Genomic DNA, 17,292 nt, shown 5'->3' with positions numbered 1-17,292 from the left:
TCGCTTGTCCCCAATTGGGGACAGTCCGCCTCCGCCGGCGTTCTAGCATGTCCTTCCTCGCCGCCTGGCGGCGTTCAAGGAGGAAAGGCGCATGCACCAGCCGGAAGCCCAACCCCGGGCCTCGCTCTACTTCGACTATCGCGTTCATCCTGCCTGGCTGCCATCCGCGCATGAGGTGGAGGAAGAAGTGCAGGTCGCCATCGTCGGCGGCGGGCCCATCGGCCTGGCGCTGGCGCTGGACCTGGCTCGCCACGGCGTGCGCTGCGTGCTGCTGGAGGCGGAGCGGCAGGTTTCCGAAGGCAGTCGCGCCATCGTCTTCACCCGCCGCAGCATGGAGATACTGCACCAGCTGGGCGTGGCCGGGCGGGTGGCGGCCAAGGGGTTGCCGTGGCGCTACGGTAATTCCTATTACCGCGGCCGCCGGGTGTTCCGCATGGCCGTGCCGCATGATGCCGACCAGCGCTTCCTGCCGATGACCAATCTGCAGCAGCCCTATCTGGAGCGCTATCTGGCCGAGGCGCTGGGGCAGTCTCCCCACGCCGAGCTGCGCTGGGGCAACCGCGTCAGCGCCATCGCCCAGGACGAGGACGGGGTGCGGCTGACGGTGGAGACGCCCGCCGGCGACTATGCCTTGCGCGCGCAGTGGGTGGCGGCGGCCGACGGCGCGCGCTCCACGTTGCGCCAGTTGCTGGGACTGAAGATGGAGGGGACGGCCTACGAAGGGCGCTTCGTCATCGCCGACATCCGGGCGGAGCTGGACTTGCCGACCGAGCGCCTGGCCTTTTTCGACCCGCCCTGGAATCCCGGCAACACGGTGCTGATGCACCGGGAGCCGGATGGCATCTGGCGGGTGGACTACCAGCTGCCGCCAGGGGAGACGGCCGAGGAGGCGCTGGCACCGGCGGCGCTGAGGTCCCGCATCGACGCCGCGCTGGCCCTGGTCGGCGCCGCCGGCCAGCAGTGGGAACTGGACTGGTGCTCGGTCTATTCCGCGCGGGCGATGACCTTGCCGGACTACCTGCATGGGCGGGTGGCCTTCGTCGGCGACGCCGCCCACCTGCTGCCCATCTTCGGCGTGCGCGGGGCGAACACCGGCTTCCAGGATGCGCACGATCTGGCTTGGAAACTGGCGCTGGAACTGCGCGGCTGCGCCGGCCCCGGCCTGCTGCCCAGCTACTCCCAGGAGCGGGTCGCCGCCGCACGCGAGATCATCGACGAGGCGGGCAAGAGCACCCGCTTCATGACGCCGCCCAGCCCCGGCTACCGCCTGCTGCGGGACGCGGTATTGTCCCTGGCGTTGAGCGAGGAGTTCGTCCGCCCGCTGCTGCACTGGCGCACCTCCCGCGCCCACGACTACGCCGCTTCCGCTCTCAACTGCGTTGGCGACGACGATGCACTGTTCGAAGCCGGCCCCGGCCATGGTGCGCCCTGCACCGACCTGCGGCTGGGCGGAGATGCTTTCCTGCTGGACCACCTGGGGCCGGCTTTCCAGCTGCTTTACTTCGGCGCCGGACCTACGCCGGAAGTGTTGGCCTGCATGGCAAGCTTTCGTCAGCGTGGCGTGCCCTTGCGATTGTTGTTGGTCGAGCGAAGCGGTGTTAACGGTGCAGTGGAGGCCGACCAAATCCTGCCCGACAGCGAAGGCCGCCTGCGGCAGCACTTCGGCGTGACGGTGGACGGTGCCGCCTACCTGTTGCGGCCGGACCAGCATGTCTGCGCCCGCTGGCTGACGCTGTCGGCTGATCGACTGGAGGCCGCCCTGAATGCGGCGCTCGGCCATTCCAACCGGAGCTTCACGTCATGAAGGCCTTGTCCATACCCGATCTGGAGCGCATCTACGACCTCCTCGCCGAAGCCATCGATGCAGTACCCGAAGGCGAAGTCCCGCGCTTCTTGACCAAGCTTGCCCTGCTGGCGGCGAATGAGATCGGGGACGCCGAACGCTTCGCTGGTTTGCTGGACTCTGCCCGCCGGGATCTTTGAGGCAGCCTTCCTGCCATCGCTATACTCCCCCGCAAAACACAGGAAGCGCCGCCACCGGGAAGGCGCTCGCGGAGGAGATGGCATGGAGTTCTGGACAGTCAGACCGCGGGCGAACGACCGTCTGCTGGATGCGGCCCGGGTGGCCGGGCTGCTGGCAGGCCTGGAGGGCGGCGGCCGTGGCCTGGCCGCTGATCTGCTGGAGCTGCTGGCGGCCCAGCTGCCGCTCGCCCAATGCACCGTTTTCGTCCACGACGGCGCCGCTTCTCCCGCCGTCCTGTCCTACGCCGACCGTGCGCGTACCCGCGAACTGCCGCTGATCTCGCGGGATTATGCCGCCCGCTTCCATGCATTGGACGGCAGCCGTCTGGCGATGGCCAGCCGCGAGGCGCGTGCCGGCGGCTTGCTGCTGCAGCGCCAGGCGGGCGAAGACATCTTCGAGCCGGAATACCGCCGCATCTGCTACGAGCGGCCGCGCATCGCCGATAGGGCCGCGCTGCTGTCGCGGCTGGAGGGTGGGCGCTGGCTGTCGGTGAATTTCTACCGCGGCCGGGAGCACGGCAAGCTGGGGGCGAACGAGCTGGGCGCCATCGAAGCCTGGGCGCCGCTGGTGGTCCAGCTCGCCCGGCTGCACGAAGCCCGCCAGCGCAGCGACGAGGCGATGCCGGCACTGCTGCTGGCGCGCTTGCAGCAGCGCTTCCCCGAACTTGCTGCCCGCGACCTGGACTTGCTGCGTGCTCTGCTGCGAGGTGGCGACGTAGCGGAAGTCGGCGCGGCGCTCGGCATCCGGCCCGCCAGCGCACGGACCTATCTCAAGCGTCTCTACCGCAAGCTCGGCATCGGCGGCCAGCGGGAACTGTGGGCTTTGCTGATGGCGCCGGTCGGTAGCGCGGCGGGGCGCGGGGTGGATTAGATGGCCGCGGCGTTCCAGCTTCCGGCCGGGATAGCTAGGCGCATCGCTGGGGCGAATGCCGGTCTGATGACGAGAAAGCACATCGGGGCTTCATCGAAAACACCAGGGCCAAAGAAAAAGCCCGGCATTGCCGGGCTTTTGTTTACAACACGCCAGGAAGGCGCGGGCTCAGAGCCCCAGCACCTCCACCGTGTAGCGGGCGATCATCGCTTCCTCGTTGGTCGGCACCACCGCCACCGCCACCTTGCTGTCCGGTGCGTCGATGCGCAGCGCGCCGGCGGCGTTGGCGGCGGCATCCAGCTTCAGGCCCAGCCAGCCGCAGCGGGCCGCGACCCGTTCCCGCACCTCCACCGCGTGCTCGCCGATGCCGCCGGTGAACACCAGCGCGTCCACGCCGCCAGCCGCCGCCGCCAGCGAGCCGAGTTCGCGGGCGATGCGGTAGCAGAACAGGTCCACCGCTTCCGCCGCTTCCGGCTTGTCGGAGGCGATCAGGGTGCGCATGTCCTGGCTGATGCCGGAGACGCCGAGCAGGCCGGACTCCTTGTACAACAGGTTGGTCAGCGCCTGCAGATCCATGCCTTTCTGCTCCATCAGGTAGAGCAGCACGCCGGGGTCCAGGCTGCCGGTGCGGGTGCCCATCATCAGGCCCTCGACCGCGGTGAAGCCCATGGTGGACGCCACGCTCCTGCCCTCGCGCAGCGCGCACATCGAGGCGCCGTTGCCCAGGTGGGCGATGACCACGCCGCCCTGCGCCCGCTCGCCCAGCACGTCCGGCAGCTGGCGCGCCACATAGTCGTAGGACAGGCCGTGGAAGCCGTAGCGCTTCACCCCTTCGGCGGAGATGGCGCGCGGTAGCGCAAAGGCCTGGGCGACAGGCTCCTGGGTGCGGTGGAAGGCGGTGTCGAAGCAGCCGACCTGCGGAATCTCCGGCATCAGCGCCGCCACCGCCTGCACCGCGCGCAGATTGTGTGGTTGGTGCAGCGGCGCCAGCGGCACCAGCTTCTGCAACTGGCGCAGCGCCGGGCCGGTGAGCAGCAGCGGCTCGCTGTAGTTCTCGCCGCCATGGACGATGCGGTGGCCGGCGGCGACGATCTCCAGCGCCGGGTTATGCGCGCTCAGCCAGCGGAACAGATGGGTGAGCGCCTCGCGGTGCTGCTCGGTGCGGCTGGTGCTGGTGACGGTGAGCGGCTCGCGGTAGCGGTTGCCTTCGCCGTCGCGCGCGGCCAGCACCGGCTCGGCGCCTATGCCCTCGACCTGGCCGGAGAGGGCGGCTTCATCGGCGAGGCCGGGCTGCAGGGAGAAGAGGGCGAACTTGAGGCTGCTCGACCCGGCGTTGAGTACCAGGATGGCCTTCATCGGCTCACCCCGCGCGCTTCTTGTGCGCCATCAACTGCGCCACGGCGCAGGAGGCGGCACGGGTTTCGGCGGTGTCGGCGCGGCTGGTGAGCACGATGGGCACGCGGGCGCCGAGCACGACGCCGGCCATCAGCGCGTCCGCCAGGTATTCCAGCTGCTTGGCGACCATGTTGCCGGACTCCAGGTCGGGCACCACCAGGATGTCGGCGTTGCCGGCCACCGCCGAGCGGATGCCCTTGGTCTTGGCGGCGACCAGGGAGACGGCGTTGTCGAAGGCCAGCGGACCGTCCAGCAGGCCGCCCTTGATCTGGCCGCGGTCGGCCATTTTGCACAGCGCGGCGGCGTCCAAGGTGGAGCGGATCTTGGAGGTGACGGTTTCCACCGCCGACAGGATGGCGACCTTGGGCTCGATCAGGCCCAGCATCAGGCCAAGCTCGATGGCGTTCTGGATGATGTCCACCTTGTCTTCCAGCGTCGGCTCGATGTTGATCGCCGCGTCGGTGATCATCAGCGGATGCGGGTAGGTGGGCACGTCGGCGAGGAAAACGTGGCTGATGCGGCGCGCGGTGCGCAGGCCGCCGGTGCGGGACACCACCGCGCCCATCAGCTCGTCGGTGTGCAGCGAGCCCTTCATCAGCGCCTCGGCGCCGCCGTCGCGGCAAAGGCCGACCGCGGCTTCGGCGGCGGCATGGCTGTGGGGCACGTCGATGATGCGGAAGGGGCGCAGGTCTAGCCCCTGTTCCTCCGCCACCGCACGGATCTTGGCCTCCGGGCCGACCAGGATGGGATCGACCAGCCCGGCCTGCGCCGCCTGCACCGGCCCGCGCAGGGATTCGGCGTCGCAGGGGTGGGCGACGGCGATCGGAATCGGCGACATGCCGGCGGTGATGGAAAGCAGGTGGCGGTAGCGCAGCTCGCGGTCGGAGATCTTGATCGCCGGCAGATTCACCCGCGGGCGCTTGATCTTCTCGCTGGGTGCCAGCACCTCGGAGGTGCCGTCGATGACCTTGAGGCCGTCCTGGTTCACCGCCAGGCAGTCGAACACGATGTGGTGGTTGTGCTCGAACTTCTGCTTGCAGGTCACCGTGATGGTGAGGGTGTCGCCGATGGTGATGGGGCGCCAGAAGTTCAGCGCCTGCGACACATAGACGGTGCCGGGGCCAGGAAACTCGGTGCCCAGCACGGTAGAGATCAGCGTGCTGCCCCACATGCTGTGGCCCACCACCTCGCGGAACTGGCTGGAGTGAGCGTATTCGGGATCGACGTGGGTGGGATTCACGTCGCCGGACATCACCGCGAACAGGTGGATGTCGTCCGGCTTGAGCGTGCGTATCAGCTGGGCAAATTCGCCAACGGCGATCTCGTCGAAGGTGCGATTCTGAATAAATTGCTGCACGGCATTTTCCATGTCCACGTTCTCGCTGTTTGCGTTGCAGTAAGGGCTATTCTAGACGGCAACAGGGTCTTTTTATTAGACGAGCGTCAAGCGACGCTGCGCCGCAACATATCGTTGACATTGACCCACTTGCCATGGCGTCCGTCACGCGGGGGGCGGAGGGGTGCATGCTAAAATCGCCGCCTTTCCGATTGCCCCCGGGGACCCCATGGAAGTCGTGATTCTCGCTGCCGGCCAAGGCAAGCGCATGCGTTCGGTGTTGCCCAAGGTGCTGCAGCCGATCGCAGGCAAGCCGATGCTGGCTCACGTGGTCGACGCCGCCCGCGCGCTTTCCGTTCAGCGCATCTGCGTGGTCTATGGGCATGGCGGCGAGGTGGTGCGGGAGCGGCTGGATGCGCCCGACCTGGCGTGGGCCCGGCAGGAGCCGCAACTGGGCACCGGCCACGCGGTGCAGCAGGCGCTGCCCCATCTCTCCGACGCCGAGTCCGCCCTGGTGCTCTATGGCGATGTGCCGCTCATCGCCGAGGCCACGCTGCGCCGCCTGGCCGAGGCTGCCGGCGGCAGCCGGCTGGCGCTGCTCACGGTGGAGCTGGATAACCCCACCGGCTACGGCCGCATCCTGCGTGACGGCAGCGGCCGGGTGACCCGCATCGTCGAGGAGAAGGATGCCTCCGACGCCGAGCGCAGGGTGCGTGAGGTCAATACCGGCATCCTGGTCGCGCCGGTCGCCCGCCTGCGCGACTGGCTGGGCCGCATCGGCAACGACAATGCCCAGGGCGAGTACTACCTCACCGACATCATCGGCCTGGCGGTGGTGGACGATGTCGAAGTCGTCACCGTTCAGCCGGGCGCCGCCTGGGAAACCCTGGGTGTGAACAGCAAGCTGCAGCTGGCCGAGCTGGAGCGCCTGCACCAGAACAACATCGCCCGCCGCCTGCTGGAAGACGGCGTGACGCTGATCGACCCGGCCCGCATCGACGTGCGTGGCGAACTCGTCTGCGGCCGCGACGTGGAAATCGACGTCAACTGCGTGTTCGAAGGCCGCGTTGAGCTGGCGGACGGCGTGCGCATCGGCGCCAACTGCGTGCTGCGCAACGCGGTGGTCGGCGCTGGCAGCCGCATCGCCCCGTTCTCCCATGTCGAGGACAGCACCATGGGCGAAGGCTGCGTCGTCGGCCCCTACGCCCGCACCAGGCCGGGCACGGTGCTGGGCAAGGAAGTGCATGTGGGCAACTTCGTCGAGATCAAGAACAGCCGCATCGAGGATCAATCCAAGGCCAACCACCTCGCCTACGTGGGCGACGCGGATGTCGGCCGGCGGGTGAACATCGGCGCCGGCACCATCACCTGCAATTACGATGGCGCCAACAAGTTCCGCACCGTGATCGAGGACGACGCCTTCATCGGCTCCGACACCCAGCTCGTCGCCCCGGTCCGCGTTGGCCGCGGCGCCACGCTGGGCGCCGGCACCACGCTGACCAAGGACGCACCGCCGGAGCAGCTCACCGTATCGCGCGCCAAGCAGCTCAGCATCGCAGGCTGGAAGCGGCCGCAAAAGAAGCGCTGAATCCGTTTCTCCCCTTTCTCCCTCCCCGTTCCCGGCCCAGCCTGACAAGGAAATCCCGCTATGTGTGGCATCGTCACCGCCATCGCAACCAACAATGTGGTTCCCGTGCTGCTCGAAGGGCTGCGCAAGCTGGAATACCGGGGCTACGACTCCGCCGGCGTCGCGGTGCTGGCGAACGGCCTCGCCCGCCTGCGCTCCACCGGCCGGGTCGCCGAACTGGCCGCGCTGGCCGATGCGCGCCAGCTCAGCGCCAACATCGGCATCGCCCACACTCGCTGGGCCACTCACGGCGTGCCCTGCGAGCGCAATGCCCACCCGCACATCTCCGGCGGCCTGGCGGTGGTGCATAACGGCATCATCGAGAACTTCGAGGCCATCAAGTCCAGCCTGCAGGCGCGCGGCTATGTGTTCGAGTCGGATACCGACACCGAGGCCATCGCCCACCTGGTACACAGCAAGCTCGCCACCACGCCGGACCTGTTCGAAGCGGTGCGCCTCGCGCTCAACGAACTGGTCGGTGCCTACGCCATCGGCGTCATCGCCGAGGCCGACCCCTTCCGCGCCATCGTCGCCCGCCGCGGCTCGCCGCTGCTGCTGGGCGTGGGCGAGGACGGCATGTACGCCGCCTCCGATACCGCCGCACTGCTGCAGGTCACCCGCAAGGTGATCTACCTGGAAGATGGCGACGTGGCCGAACTGCGGCTGAACGCCTACCGCATCGTGCGGCCCGACGGCACGCCGGCGGAACGGGAGATGCACATCTCCAGCCTGTCGGCGGATGCGGTGGAGCTGGGCCAGTTCCGTCACTACATGCAGAAGGAAATCTTCGAGCAGCCCCAGGCGCTGGGCAACACGCTGGAGATCATTGCCGGCGGCGGCTCGGTTTCTCCACAACTGTTCGGCTCGCGGGCGCCCGAAGTGCTCGATGGCGTCCGCCGGGTGCTGGTGCTGGCTTGCGGCACCAGCTACCACGCCGGCCTGGTCGCCCGTTACTGGCTGGAGTCGGTGGCCAAGGTGCCCTGCTCGGTGGAAATCGCCAGCGAGTACCGCTACCGCGAATCGGTGCCCGACCCCGACACCCTGGTCGTGGTCATCTCCCAGTCCGGCGAGACCGCCGACACCCTGGCCGCGCTCAAGCACGCCCACGGCCTGGGCATGGCCCGCACGCTGGCGATCTGCAACGTGCCGGAGTCGGCCATCGTGCGCGAAACCGCGCTGCGCTTCATCACCCGCGCCGGCCCGGAGATCGGCGTCGCCTCCACCAAGGCCTTCACCACCCAGCTCGCCGCGCTGGCGCTGCTCACTCTCACCCTGGCCAAGCTCAACGGCCGCCTGAGCGAAGCGGAAGAAGCTCGCCACCTCGGCGCGCTGCGTCACCTGCCGGTGGCGGTGCAAAAGGTGCTGGAACTGGAGCCCGAAATCGAGAAGTGGGCACAGCGCTTCGCCGCCAAGCACCACGCACTCTTCCTCGGCCGCGGCCGCCACTGGCCCATCGCCATGGAGGGCGCGCTCAAGCTCAAGGAAATCTCCTACATCCATGCCGAAGCCTATGCAGCCGGCGAACTCAAGCACGGCCCGCTGGCGCTGGTGGACAAGGACATGCCGGTGATCGCCATCGCCCCGGCGGACGAGCTGCTGGAAAAGCTCAAGTCCAACCTGCAGGAAGTCCGCGCCCGCGGCGGCGAGCTCTATGTCTTCGCCGACGCCGGCAGCGAAATCGCCGAATCCGAAGGCCTGCACATCCTGCACATGCCCGAGCACTACGGCATGCTGTCGCCGGTGCTGCACGTGATCCCGCTGCAACTGCTGTCGTACCACGCCGCGCTGGTAAAGGGCACGGACGTGGATAAGCCGCGGAACCTGGCAAAAAGTGTGACAGTGGAGTAAGGCGCTGCTCTTATTCCAGGTCTTGTGGACGTAAAAATAAAAACTGTCAGTAAAAAATAAAGACTGTCAGGTGGGGCTCGCCAGATCCTGCGGCCTTACCTGCCTGCAGTCGACGACAACTGTGCCGAGCGTCACTCAGTTCGGAATTTTCCCCCTGCGGCCACGGACCCGCCGAACTTACTCAATGGCAGCAACGGCTCCGTAATCCATCGTTCCACCGGTTGGCGATCAGGGGCTGTCTTCACCTACGACCTGCTGGGGCGGCGCACCCAGTCCAAGTACGCCAACAACAGCAGCGTCGCCAGCCACACCTGGGATGCGCTGGGCAGGATGCTCAGCACCACGCTGGGCACCAAGACGCTCACCTACCAGTACGACGCGGCGGGCAACCGCACCCAGCTGACCTGGCCGGAAACGAGCTTCTACGTCACCACCACCTTCGACGCCCTGAACCGGCCGACGGCGATCAAGGAACTGGGCACGACCCCCCTCGCGACCTACGCCTACGACGACCTCTCCCGCCGCACCACGGTGACGCTGGGCAACGGCACCACCACCAGCTACGGCTACAGCCCTGAAGGCACGCTGGCGAGCCTGGGCCACGACCTCGCCGGCACCGCACAGGACCAGAGCTACACCTACACCCGCAACCCGCTGCGGGAGATCGCCAGCCACAGCTGGAGCAACGACCTCTACCAATGGGCCGGCGCCGCCAACGGCACCCAGAGCTACACCGCGAACGGGCTGAACCAATACACCGCGGCCGCGGGCAGCACGTTGAGCTACGACACCAAGGGCAACCTGAGCGGCGACGGGGTGTGGACCTACACCTACGACGTGGACAACCGGCTCAAGACCGCGGCGAAGACGGGCTACAGCGCCACGCTGTCCTACGACGCGGAAGGCCGGCTGCATGCGACGGTGCTGGGTGGGGTGACGACGAACCTGCGCTATGACGGCACGGAGCTGGTTGCGGAGTACAACAGCAGCGGTGGCCTGCTGCGGCGCTACGTGCATGGCCCCGGGGTGGATGAGCCGCTGGTGTGGTACGAAGGCACGGGCACGACGAACAAGACGTGGCTGTACGCGGACCAGCTCGGCAGCGTGGTGGGCACCGCGAACAGCGCGGGCACGAGCACGGCGATCTACAGCTACGGCCCGTTCGGCGAACCGAACGTCACCACCGGCGTGCGCTTCCGCTACACCGGGCAGCAGTACCTGGGCGGGCTGAATCTCTACTACTACAAGGCGAGGTTCTACTCGCCGGCGTTGGGGCGCTTCCTGCAGACGGACCCGATCGGCACGCGGGACGATCTGAACCTGTATGCCTATGTGGGGAATAATCCGGTCAATCGGGCCGATCCCACTGGCCTCTCCAGCGATGATGCTCAAGACTTCGCTAATCCCTTTGCGACCGACTGGAGCCAAGGCGTCTTGGTGGCAGCAGGTGGGGGGCGGTCACGTGTTACGACTGGCGGGTCGGCAGCGGCGGAGATCAACCAAGCCGGCGTCAATCTGCGCTACAACGATGCACTGCGTCAGATTCAAGTCCTCAACCCAAATTTCCAAGCACCCGCGACAATTGGGCCGCCGGGCTCCGGACGCTCCGAAGCCGAGGTCCGATATTTGGAAAGTGTTCTGCAAGCCCGTCAGCGCTATCCAAAGGAGCCGCAGCGGATGGAAAATCACCATGTCACGCCTCAGTACCTGGGCGGGCCAAGGAACGGTCCCACGGTGCCGCTTGATGCGGCCCATCATGAAGTGATTACCCAGCAAATGAGACAAGAGATGCCTTTCAGACAGCCGCAGCCGATAAACCAACAGCAAGTGCAGGACTTCCTTAGGAACTTCTATCAACGTTATCCGCTGCCCCCATCAGAGGGAGGTCGGTAATGGGCGGAATACCAGAGGAGGAACAAGGATTCGTCTTCCGGTTGGCCTATCACAGCCCTCGTTCGGGAGCACGTCACTTAGCGTTTCCGTCGATGGACCCAATCGCCATCTTCGTGTCTGATGATGATTATCTCCGCAGCGACGAATGCCTTGGTGCCGAAATTGTGGGCAGGGGATCAGAAACAGTTCTGCGCGTGAAGCTAGGGCCGGGTGGGAGAGAAAAACTAAATCACTTGGCTGACTTGAATCGCCAAGCGGCCGAGATGGATGACTATGTAGCCTTGTTACTTTTCATTCACGGGAAGCCGGTGAGTCGTTTGGCTATGGTGTTTGAGCCGTTGCCCGCGTTTGAGATGGACTACAGTGGTCTATCGCAAGGTGAGGCGGAAACTTTGCTCTCGATAATTTCCGCAGGAAAGACCTCTCCCCAGTGCCCCGGGCGGGGTAGCTCCTAAGGCGAAGGACCGCAGATCGAGGTCCTTCGTTCGTCTGCGGTGTGCGGGCAGGGCCCTACCCAGGGCCATCGCATTTATTCATCATGAACCGGCCTGATCCCGGGCATCACCATTCTGTAGCCGTCACCCAGGTGGCTAGTTTGCGCTTCTTGGCGAGGCTGATCTTGCCGAAGGAGGTGGTCGCCGTTTCGACCTTCAGTATGTTGAGCACGATCCGCTTGAGCGGCACAGGGAATAGCGGCTGACGCCAAGTTCGCGCAGAAGACCTACGGTGCGATGTTTAGCGCCGAAGGAAAGTTTGCCGGCAAGAGCGTTGATGACGTCGCTGCATCTCTTCGGTCCGGTGCGATGGGGCTCGGAGAAGTTCCAGTTAATTACATCGTTCGGGATGGTCAGTCGATCATCTTGAACACTCGCTCAGCCCAGGCGCTCGAAGCTGCGGGCATTCCTCGAACGCAGTGGAGCGGGGTCAATCAGATGGGTAATCAGTTCTTCGAGAACTTGCTCAATGGTCAGCTCGGCCGCAACCCTGGTGGCCCCTTCGAAACCGTTCGCCGCGCAGGTGCACCATGATGCAAAAGGCCAAGGTTCTGGAGTTGCCGTGCCCTTCGACAGCGGTTATCGGTGGTCCAACACTGGGCACTGACGGCGGGGACTTGCTGTTGTCGATGGACTTCGACGACGAGGGTAGAAGGCGATCGACCTGCCTTCGGTTCGTGAAGCAACGCGCGTTCCGAAAGCGCTCGGAAATCTACTGCACAGCATGGCATGTCACCGACACGTTTGACACAGTATGCGAGGTGCAAGGATCCGATTGGGTGCAGGAATTGCGTTCTGCATCAGTGCCGGATTGGCGCGATCAATGGGTCATGCGCCACTTCATGATCTATGTCGATAGCTTTGGCTGCCTAGAGGTCGTTGCGGAGTCCGCGGTGCTCGACGATAGTGTCAAGAACTCCGGCGGCACTTGATCGGTTAGCCACACGCCGTTGTCAGCGAGAAAGAACTTGAAGCCCTTCGCGTGCATGCGAAGGGCTTCAACCCTGAAGATGACGGGCTTGCCGTGACGCTGGCCAACGCGGTGCGCTGTAGCCTTGTCGAGGGACAGATGTACGTGCTGGCGACCCTGTGGTTTCAGCCCTTCCGACAAGATCGACCCGACGAACCGTGTTGCGGTCCCGTGGTAGAGCTCCGGTGGCGGCTCTTGCGGAGACAAGCCAAGCTTCAACGATACCGAGTGTCCTTGCGCAGCGCGAATACGCAGCCCGTCGTGCGAGACCGAGAACCGCTTTTTGTTGCTGGTCTCGACGACATGGAGCAGTTCCTTACGGTTGAACCACATTCCAGCCGTGTTGCCCTTCTCGATCAGTTCGTCAATGCTGACCCATCCTTGGGGGTCTAGTGCCAGGCCGATGGAATCGGGCCTGTGGCGCAAAACGAAGCTGAAGAACTTGCTGAGTTGAACGGGGTCGGCCGGCATCAACCTTTCACCCTCTTGCTCTTGTTCTTGGGCGTGACGAACCCGATAGGCTGCCTGAGCGGATCGGGCGGCGTCGTGAGTTCGCGCAGCGCGTTGACGGCCTGCTTGAGCTGATTGAGGGTGTCGCTGCTGAAGGTGTCGTACTGCATGGCTGGCCACCACCAGCCAGAACCGCTTGGACGCGGCGCAGTTCCGCTGGTCAAGGCAAGCAGCGGCCTTTTAGATTAGTGATCTCGGCTGTGGTCCCTGCAATTGCATAGGGTAGCTCGAGGGATCGACGCCGAACGCCGCGTCACGCAAACGACGGATGCCCTGGGCAAGCAGACCCGCTACGGCTACGACGCGGACGGCCGTCTGATCCGCACGGCGGCGCAGATCGGCACGCAGTGGCTGGTGAGCTGCAGCAGCTACACGACGACCGGCAAGCTGCTCAAGGCCTGGGGCCCGGCGGTGACGGCGGCGGCCACGACCTGCCCGACGGCCGCCGCCCCGGTGGCGGTGACCGACTACGCCTACGACGACCTCGACCGGCTGATCCAGGTGACCGAGAACCTGCCCGCGGCCGAAGGCGGCAACCGGGTGAGCGAGACGGAGTACAACGCCGACGGCAGCGTGATGCAGGTCAAGCGCGCGGTCGGTACCGCGCTGGCACAGACCTACGCCGCCTACACCTACAGCAACAACGGCCTGCCGACGACGCTGACGGACGCCAAGGGCAACCGGACGACCTATGAATACGACGGCCACGACCGCCGGGTGACGCTGCGCTACCCCCACCCCAGCACGCCCAACACGTCCTCCACAACCGACTACGAAACGTACGGCTTCGACGCCGCAGGCAACCTCACCAGCCACAGGAAGCGCAGCGGCCAGACGGTCACGCTCGCCTACGACAACCTCAACCGGTTGGTGGGCCGCAGCTACCCCGCCACCGCGGACAACGTCGTCTTCACCTACGACCTGCTGGGGCGGCGCACCCAGTCCAAGTACGCCAACAACAGCAGCGTCGCCAGCCACACCTGGGATGCGCTGGGCAGGATGCTCAGCACCACGCTGGGCACCAAGACGCTCACCTACCAGTACGACGCGGCGGGCAACCGCACCCAGCTGACCTGGCCGGAAACGAGCTTCTACGTCACCACCACCTTCGACGCCCTGAACCGGCCGACGGCGATCAAGGAACTGGGCACGACCCCCCTCGCGACCTACGCCTACGACGACCTCTCCCGCCGCACCACGGTGACGCTGGGCAACGGCACCACCACCAGCTACGGCTACAGCCCTCAAGGCACGCTGGCGAGCCTGGGCCACGACCTCGCCGGCACCGCACAGGACCAGAGCTACACCTACACCCGCAACCCGCTGCGGGAGATCGCCAGCCACAGCTGGAGCAACGACCTCTACCAATGGGCCGGCGCGGCCAACGGCACCCAGAGCTACACCGCGAACGGGCTGAACCAATACACCGCGGTCGCGGGCAGCACGTTGAGCTACGACACCAAGGGCAACCTGAGCGGCGACGGGGTGTGGACCTACACCTACGACGTGGACAACCGGCTCAAGACCGCGGCGAAGACGGGCTACAGCGCCACGCTGTCCTACGACGCGGAAGGCCGGCTGCATGCGACGGTGCTGGGTGGGGTGACGACGAACCTGCGCTATGACGGCACGGAGCTGGTTGCGGAGTACAACAGCAGCGGTGGCCTGCTGCGGCGCTACGTGCATGGCCCCGGGGTGGATGAGCCGCTGGTGTGGTACGAAGGCACGGGCACGGCGAACAAGACGTGGCTGTACGCGGACCAGCTGGGCAGCGTGGTGGGCACCGCGAACAGCGCGGGCACGAGCACGGCGATCTACAGCTACGGCCCGTTCGGCGAACCGAACGTCACCACCGGCGTGCGCTTCCGCTACACGGGGCAGCAGTACCTGGGCGGGCTGAACCTCTACTACTACAAGGCGCGGTTCTACTCGCCGGCGCTGGGGCGCTTCCTGCAGACGGACCCGATCGGCACGCGGGACGATCTGAACCTGTATGCCTATGTGGGGAATAATCCGATTAATCGGGTCGACCCGTTGGGGTTGTCGAGCCAGGAGCCGGTCCTGCTGGCTTGCGGCGCAGGTTGCGCTGGGATCTTGATTCCGCGCCCGTTTCCGCCGCCGGTACCGGGTATTCCTGGCATGGCGGGGGCGGGGGATACGGAAGGGTTGTTCTACATTCCGCCATCACGTGCGCCCAGTGGCTTCGAGAATGTGACCTTGCCTGGATCGGTCCCGGTTACGATCTTGAATGCCTTTGGGAGGGGGCTGATATTTAATGAGGGAGCAAAGGGACTAAGCGGTCCGGCTGATATATTGACTCCAAATGGTCATCCTGTGGGCCATGTCGACGGGGGAGCGACTCCGGATGTTCGTACGGTTACGCCCGGACAACTGGACGGAATTATCGATGGTCTCAAGGGGCTTGGGGCAACACGAGGATCTAGAGGTAATTATCCGGGCGAGTGGTACGACTTACCCCACAATCAAGGAGGGTTTGGGGTTCGGGATAGTCGGAACAGTGGACGGACTGTTGATATCAATATCCCCGGGGTTCCGGATGTGACAAAGGTTCATCAAAAGCCATGAAAAGAAATCACAAAACGTTTGGTATTTCGGATATTGAATGGTTCCGTCGGTCAATTGAGGAGGCTCATAGAGATCCCGTTGGAATGTGGCAAATGATAAAGGCAGGTCGTGATGGGTTCGGGCTAGATGGTCTATTCTTGGAAGAATTCGTTAGGGATTTTATTGTTGAAATGATTAAGGGTGGTGCTTTTCCGGTAATTGGGAATAAGGCATCTCCATTTGGTTGGAGCCCAGTTCCTAAGTACGGCGGGGATCCTGAGGAGATCGCCGATGCCCTTATTAAGGACTGGAAGAGTTCGAAAACTGATCCAGATGTTGATGGGGTTTGGTTTGCAGCCCAGTCGGTCTGGAAATAGGATCGAAAATGGTGGAGGCCGGGTTTTGGTCTCTACCCGCCTTCTACCTGCAGACCTCGCAGAAAAGCAAGATCGATGCCAGCGCTACGGTGGTGACCGCCGCCTATAACGCGGCCAACAAGTACCTGCCTCAGACGGTGGTGGCCGATTCGGACACCGGCAAGCTCAACCTCACGACCACTTTCTCCTTCGATGGGGTGGGGCAACGTGACCCAGGTCAATGGTCCGCGCACAGGTGTTACCGGCTGTGTCTGTGAAGCTGGCCGAATTGCATAGAGGGATGAGTGTTTGGTGTTGGTGGAAAATGAAATTAAGCTATTTCGGTGGCATTGGCCATGCTTCGGGCATCTTGGAGGAGTCCCGCAAGTCCGTGTGTTCAAACCGTCAGGAATATTCATGAAAATGTATCGCGTTATCCTCGTCCTTTTGCTTCTCGCGATTGCTCCCTTGTGTTCGGAGGCATTCGCGCAGGACATGAACCTCAGGCCAAAGTACGGCCTATTGCCCAAGAATGACGTACAGAAGGCACTGGATGCGAAGTTCCTCGCGAGTATCGACGACTATTACAAGGGAGATAGAAAGAAGGCGGCGGAGGACATTGCCAGCCGCGGCTGGCAGTTTCTACGGCAGGGGAATGCTGCGGACGCAATGAAGCGCTTCAACCAGGCGTGGCTTGTTGATGGTTCGAACGGGCGTGCGCTTTGGGGAATGGCTGCCGTTCAGGCGGGCTCTGGCAAGTTCGATGAGTCCTTGAAGCTCTTCGCCGAGGCCGAGCCGCTTGTTGGCGACGATGTCGATCTACAGGCCGACTATGCCAGGACGCTCGGTATTGCCGGGGTTCAGGCGAGAAGCGATGCATTCATGCAGGAGGCCTTTTCCCGTTTCGGACATGTCTACGAGAAGGCTCCGCAACATACGCTGAATCTGCAGAACTGGGCGATTACGTTGTTCTATGCCGGTGACTATGCCGCAGCGTGGGAGAAGCTCAAAGTGGCGGAGGCTACGCCTCGGCATGCGGAGCTCGATCAGAACTTCGTCGCGGCGCTTCAAAGCAAGATGCCCCGGCCATGATGTGAGAAAGAGCTGACCAGGCTGGGACCGGCAGCGTGGTGTGGTTTGCGCCAGTGCCAAATTGAAGACGCCCGGTAGTCCGGGCGTTTCGTTTTGGGCCAGGGCTGGTGTGGCGCTCAGTGATTCAGCAGCACCGACACGATCACCCCGGTGGCGATGGCGACGAGCACGTAGTCGGCGCCGACCTGCACCCAGCGGTGACCGCGCGGCGGCGGGGTCAGGCGATGGGCGCGCCAGTCGTCCACCACGTATTGGCGGCCACGGTAGTCGGCGGGCAGGCGGTCGCCCTTGTGGAAGTTGCCGGGGCCGGGGT

Annotated in this window: 17 protein-coding genes; 12 read left to right on the top strand and 5 right to left on the bottom strand. The window is 64.9% G+C overall.

The window, feature by feature from the left end; all coding sequences use genetic code 11:
* Positions 1-91 precede the first annotated feature (91 nt).
* The 3 genes from GRF61_RS14140 (at position 92) to GRF61_RS14130 (ending at position 2,893) form a co-directional block, all read left to right on the top strand.
* On the top strand, positions 92-1,804 hold the full coding sequence (locus GRF61_RS14140) for an FAD-dependent oxidoreductase (RefSeq protein WP_169151279.1): 1,713 nt from the start codon (positions 92-94) through the stop codon (positions 1,802-1,804).
* Positions 1,801-1,983, top strand: a complete 183-nt coding sequence (locus GRF61_RS14135) for a hypothetical protein (RefSeq protein WP_169151278.1) — start codon at positions 1,801-1,803, stop codon at positions 1,981-1,983. Before GRF61_RS14140 ends, GRF61_RS14135 begins: the two co-directional genes overlap by 4 nt.
* Positions 1,984-2,065: 82 nt before the next feature.
* The gene (locus GRF61_RS14130; protein ID WP_169151277.1) at positions 2,066-2,893 is read left to right on the top strand and encodes a LuxR family transcriptional regulator; all 828 of its coding nucleotides are present in this window, start codon (positions 2,066-2,068) and stop codon (positions 2,891-2,893) included.
* A gap of 168 nt (positions 2,894-3,061) precedes the next feature.
* On the opposite strand, the gene GRF61_RS14125 is transcribed toward GRF61_RS14130, so the two are convergent.
* On the bottom strand, positions 3,062-4,249 hold the full coding sequence (locus GRF61_RS14125; RefSeq protein ID WP_169151276.1) for an acetate/propionate family kinase: 1,188 nt from the start codon (positions 4,247-4,249) through the stop codon (positions 3,062-3,064).
* A gap of 4 nt (positions 4,250-4,253) precedes the next feature.
* Positions 4,254-5,657: a bifunctional enoyl-CoA hydratase/phosphate acetyltransferase gene (locus tag GRF61_RS14120; RefSeq protein ID WP_133590689.1), complete on the bottom strand. Its 1,404-nt coding sequence runs from the start codon at positions 5,655-5,657 to the stop codon at positions 4,254-4,256.
* 196 nt (positions 5,658-5,853) lie between these two features.
* On the opposite strand from GRF61_RS14120, the gene glmU reads away from it, so the two are divergent.
* The 5 genes from glmU to GRF61_RS14095 all read left to right on the top strand — a co-directional run bounded on the left by glmU (position 5,854) and on the right by GRF61_RS14095 (position 12,020).
* Positions 5,854-7,212, top strand: a complete 1,359-nt coding sequence (gene glmU / locus GRF61_RS14115; protein ID WP_169151275.1) for a bifunctional UDP-N-acetylglucosamine diphosphorylase/glucosamine-1-phosphate N-acetyltransferase GlmU — start codon at positions 5,854-5,856, stop codon at positions 7,210-7,212.
* A gap of 60 nt (positions 7,213-7,272) precedes the next feature.
* Entirely contained in the window at positions 7,273-9,099 is a 1,827-nt protein-coding gene (glmS, locus tag GRF61_RS14110) for a glutamine--fructose-6-phosphate transaminase (isomerizing) (RefSeq protein ID WP_169151274.1), read from the top strand.
* Between the two features lie 63 nt (positions 9,100-9,162).
* The gene (locus GRF61_RS14105; protein ID WP_348982403.1) at positions 9,163-10,992 is read left to right on the top strand and encodes an RHS repeat-associated core domain-containing protein; all 1,830 of its coding nucleotides are present in this window, start codon (positions 9,163-9,165) and stop codon (positions 10,990-10,992) included.
* Positions 10,993-11,084: 92 nt separating this feature from the next.
* Positions 11,085-11,447, top strand: a complete 363-nt coding sequence (locus tag GRF61_RS14100) for a hypothetical protein (RefSeq protein WP_169151272.1) — start codon at positions 11,085-11,087, stop codon at positions 11,445-11,447.
* Between the two features lie 276 nt (positions 11,448-11,723).
* Positions 11,724-12,020 carry a hypothetical protein gene (locus GRF61_RS14095; RefSeq protein WP_169151271.1) on the top strand — a complete coding sequence of 99 codons (297 nt, stop codon included), beginning with the start codon at positions 11,724-11,726 and terminating at the stop codon, positions 12,018-12,020.
* Between the two features lie 313 nt (positions 12,021-12,333).
* On the opposite strand, the gene GRF61_RS14090 is transcribed toward GRF61_RS14095, so the two are convergent.
* Together GRF61_RS14090 and GRF61_RS14085 are read right to left on the bottom strand one after the other, a co-directional pair.
* Positions 12,334-12,927 carry an RNA 2'-phosphotransferase gene (locus GRF61_RS14090; RefSeq protein WP_169151270.1) on the bottom strand — a complete coding sequence of 198 codons (594 nt, stop codon included), beginning with the start codon at positions 12,925-12,927 and terminating at the stop codon, positions 12,334-12,336.
* Positions 12,927-13,076 (bottom strand): hypothetical protein, encoded by a 150-nt coding sequence (locus tag GRF61_RS14085; RefSeq protein ID WP_169151269.1) that lies wholly within the window; start codon positions 13,074-13,076, stop codon positions 12,927-12,929. The genes GRF61_RS14090 and GRF61_RS14085 overlap by 1 nt, the downstream gene beginning before the upstream one ends.
* Positions 13,077-13,179: 103 nt before the next feature.
* Here GRF61_RS14085 and GRF61_RS14080 point away from each other — a divergent pair, with 103 nt between their 5' ends.
* From GRF61_RS14080 to GRF61_RS14065, 4 genes are all read left to right on the top strand, one after another.
* Positions 13,180-15,552, top strand: a complete 2,373-nt coding sequence (locus GRF61_RS14080; RefSeq protein WP_211165966.1) for an RHS repeat-associated core domain-containing protein — start codon at positions 13,180-13,182, stop codon at positions 15,550-15,552.
* Positions 15,549-15,908 (top strand): hypothetical protein, encoded by a 360-nt coding sequence (locus GRF61_RS14075; protein ID WP_169151268.1) that lies wholly within the window; start codon positions 15,549-15,551, stop codon positions 15,906-15,908. Before GRF61_RS14080 ends, GRF61_RS14075 begins: the two co-directional genes overlap by 4 nt.
* An 8-nt stretch (positions 15,909-15,916) precedes the next feature.
* A complete protein-coding gene (locus GRF61_RS14070) occupies positions 15,917-16,165 on the top strand; it encodes a hypothetical protein (protein WP_169151267.1) in 249 nt (82 codons plus the stop codon).
* A 139-nt stretch (positions 16,166-16,304) separates the two neighbouring features.
* Entirely contained in the window at positions 16,305-16,979 is a 675-nt protein-coding gene (locus GRF61_RS14065) for a tetratricopeptide repeat protein (RefSeq protein WP_169151266.1), read from the top strand.
* A gap of 116 nt (positions 16,980-17,095) precedes the next feature.
* Here the strand turns inward: GRF61_RS14065 and GRF61_RS14060 are convergent.
* Positions 17,096-17,292 (bottom strand): RcnB family protein (locus tag GRF61_RS14060; RefSeq protein ID WP_169151265.1); only part of this gene is annotated, 197 nt, incomplete at its 5' end.

Origin of the sequence: Azoarcus sp. TTM-91 (assembly GCF_012911025.1) — a bacterium.
GTDB lineage: Bacteria > Pseudomonadota > Gammaproteobacteria > Burkholderiales > Rhodocyclaceae > Azoarcus.
This window is presented reverse-complemented; position numbering and strand designations above follow the sequence as displayed.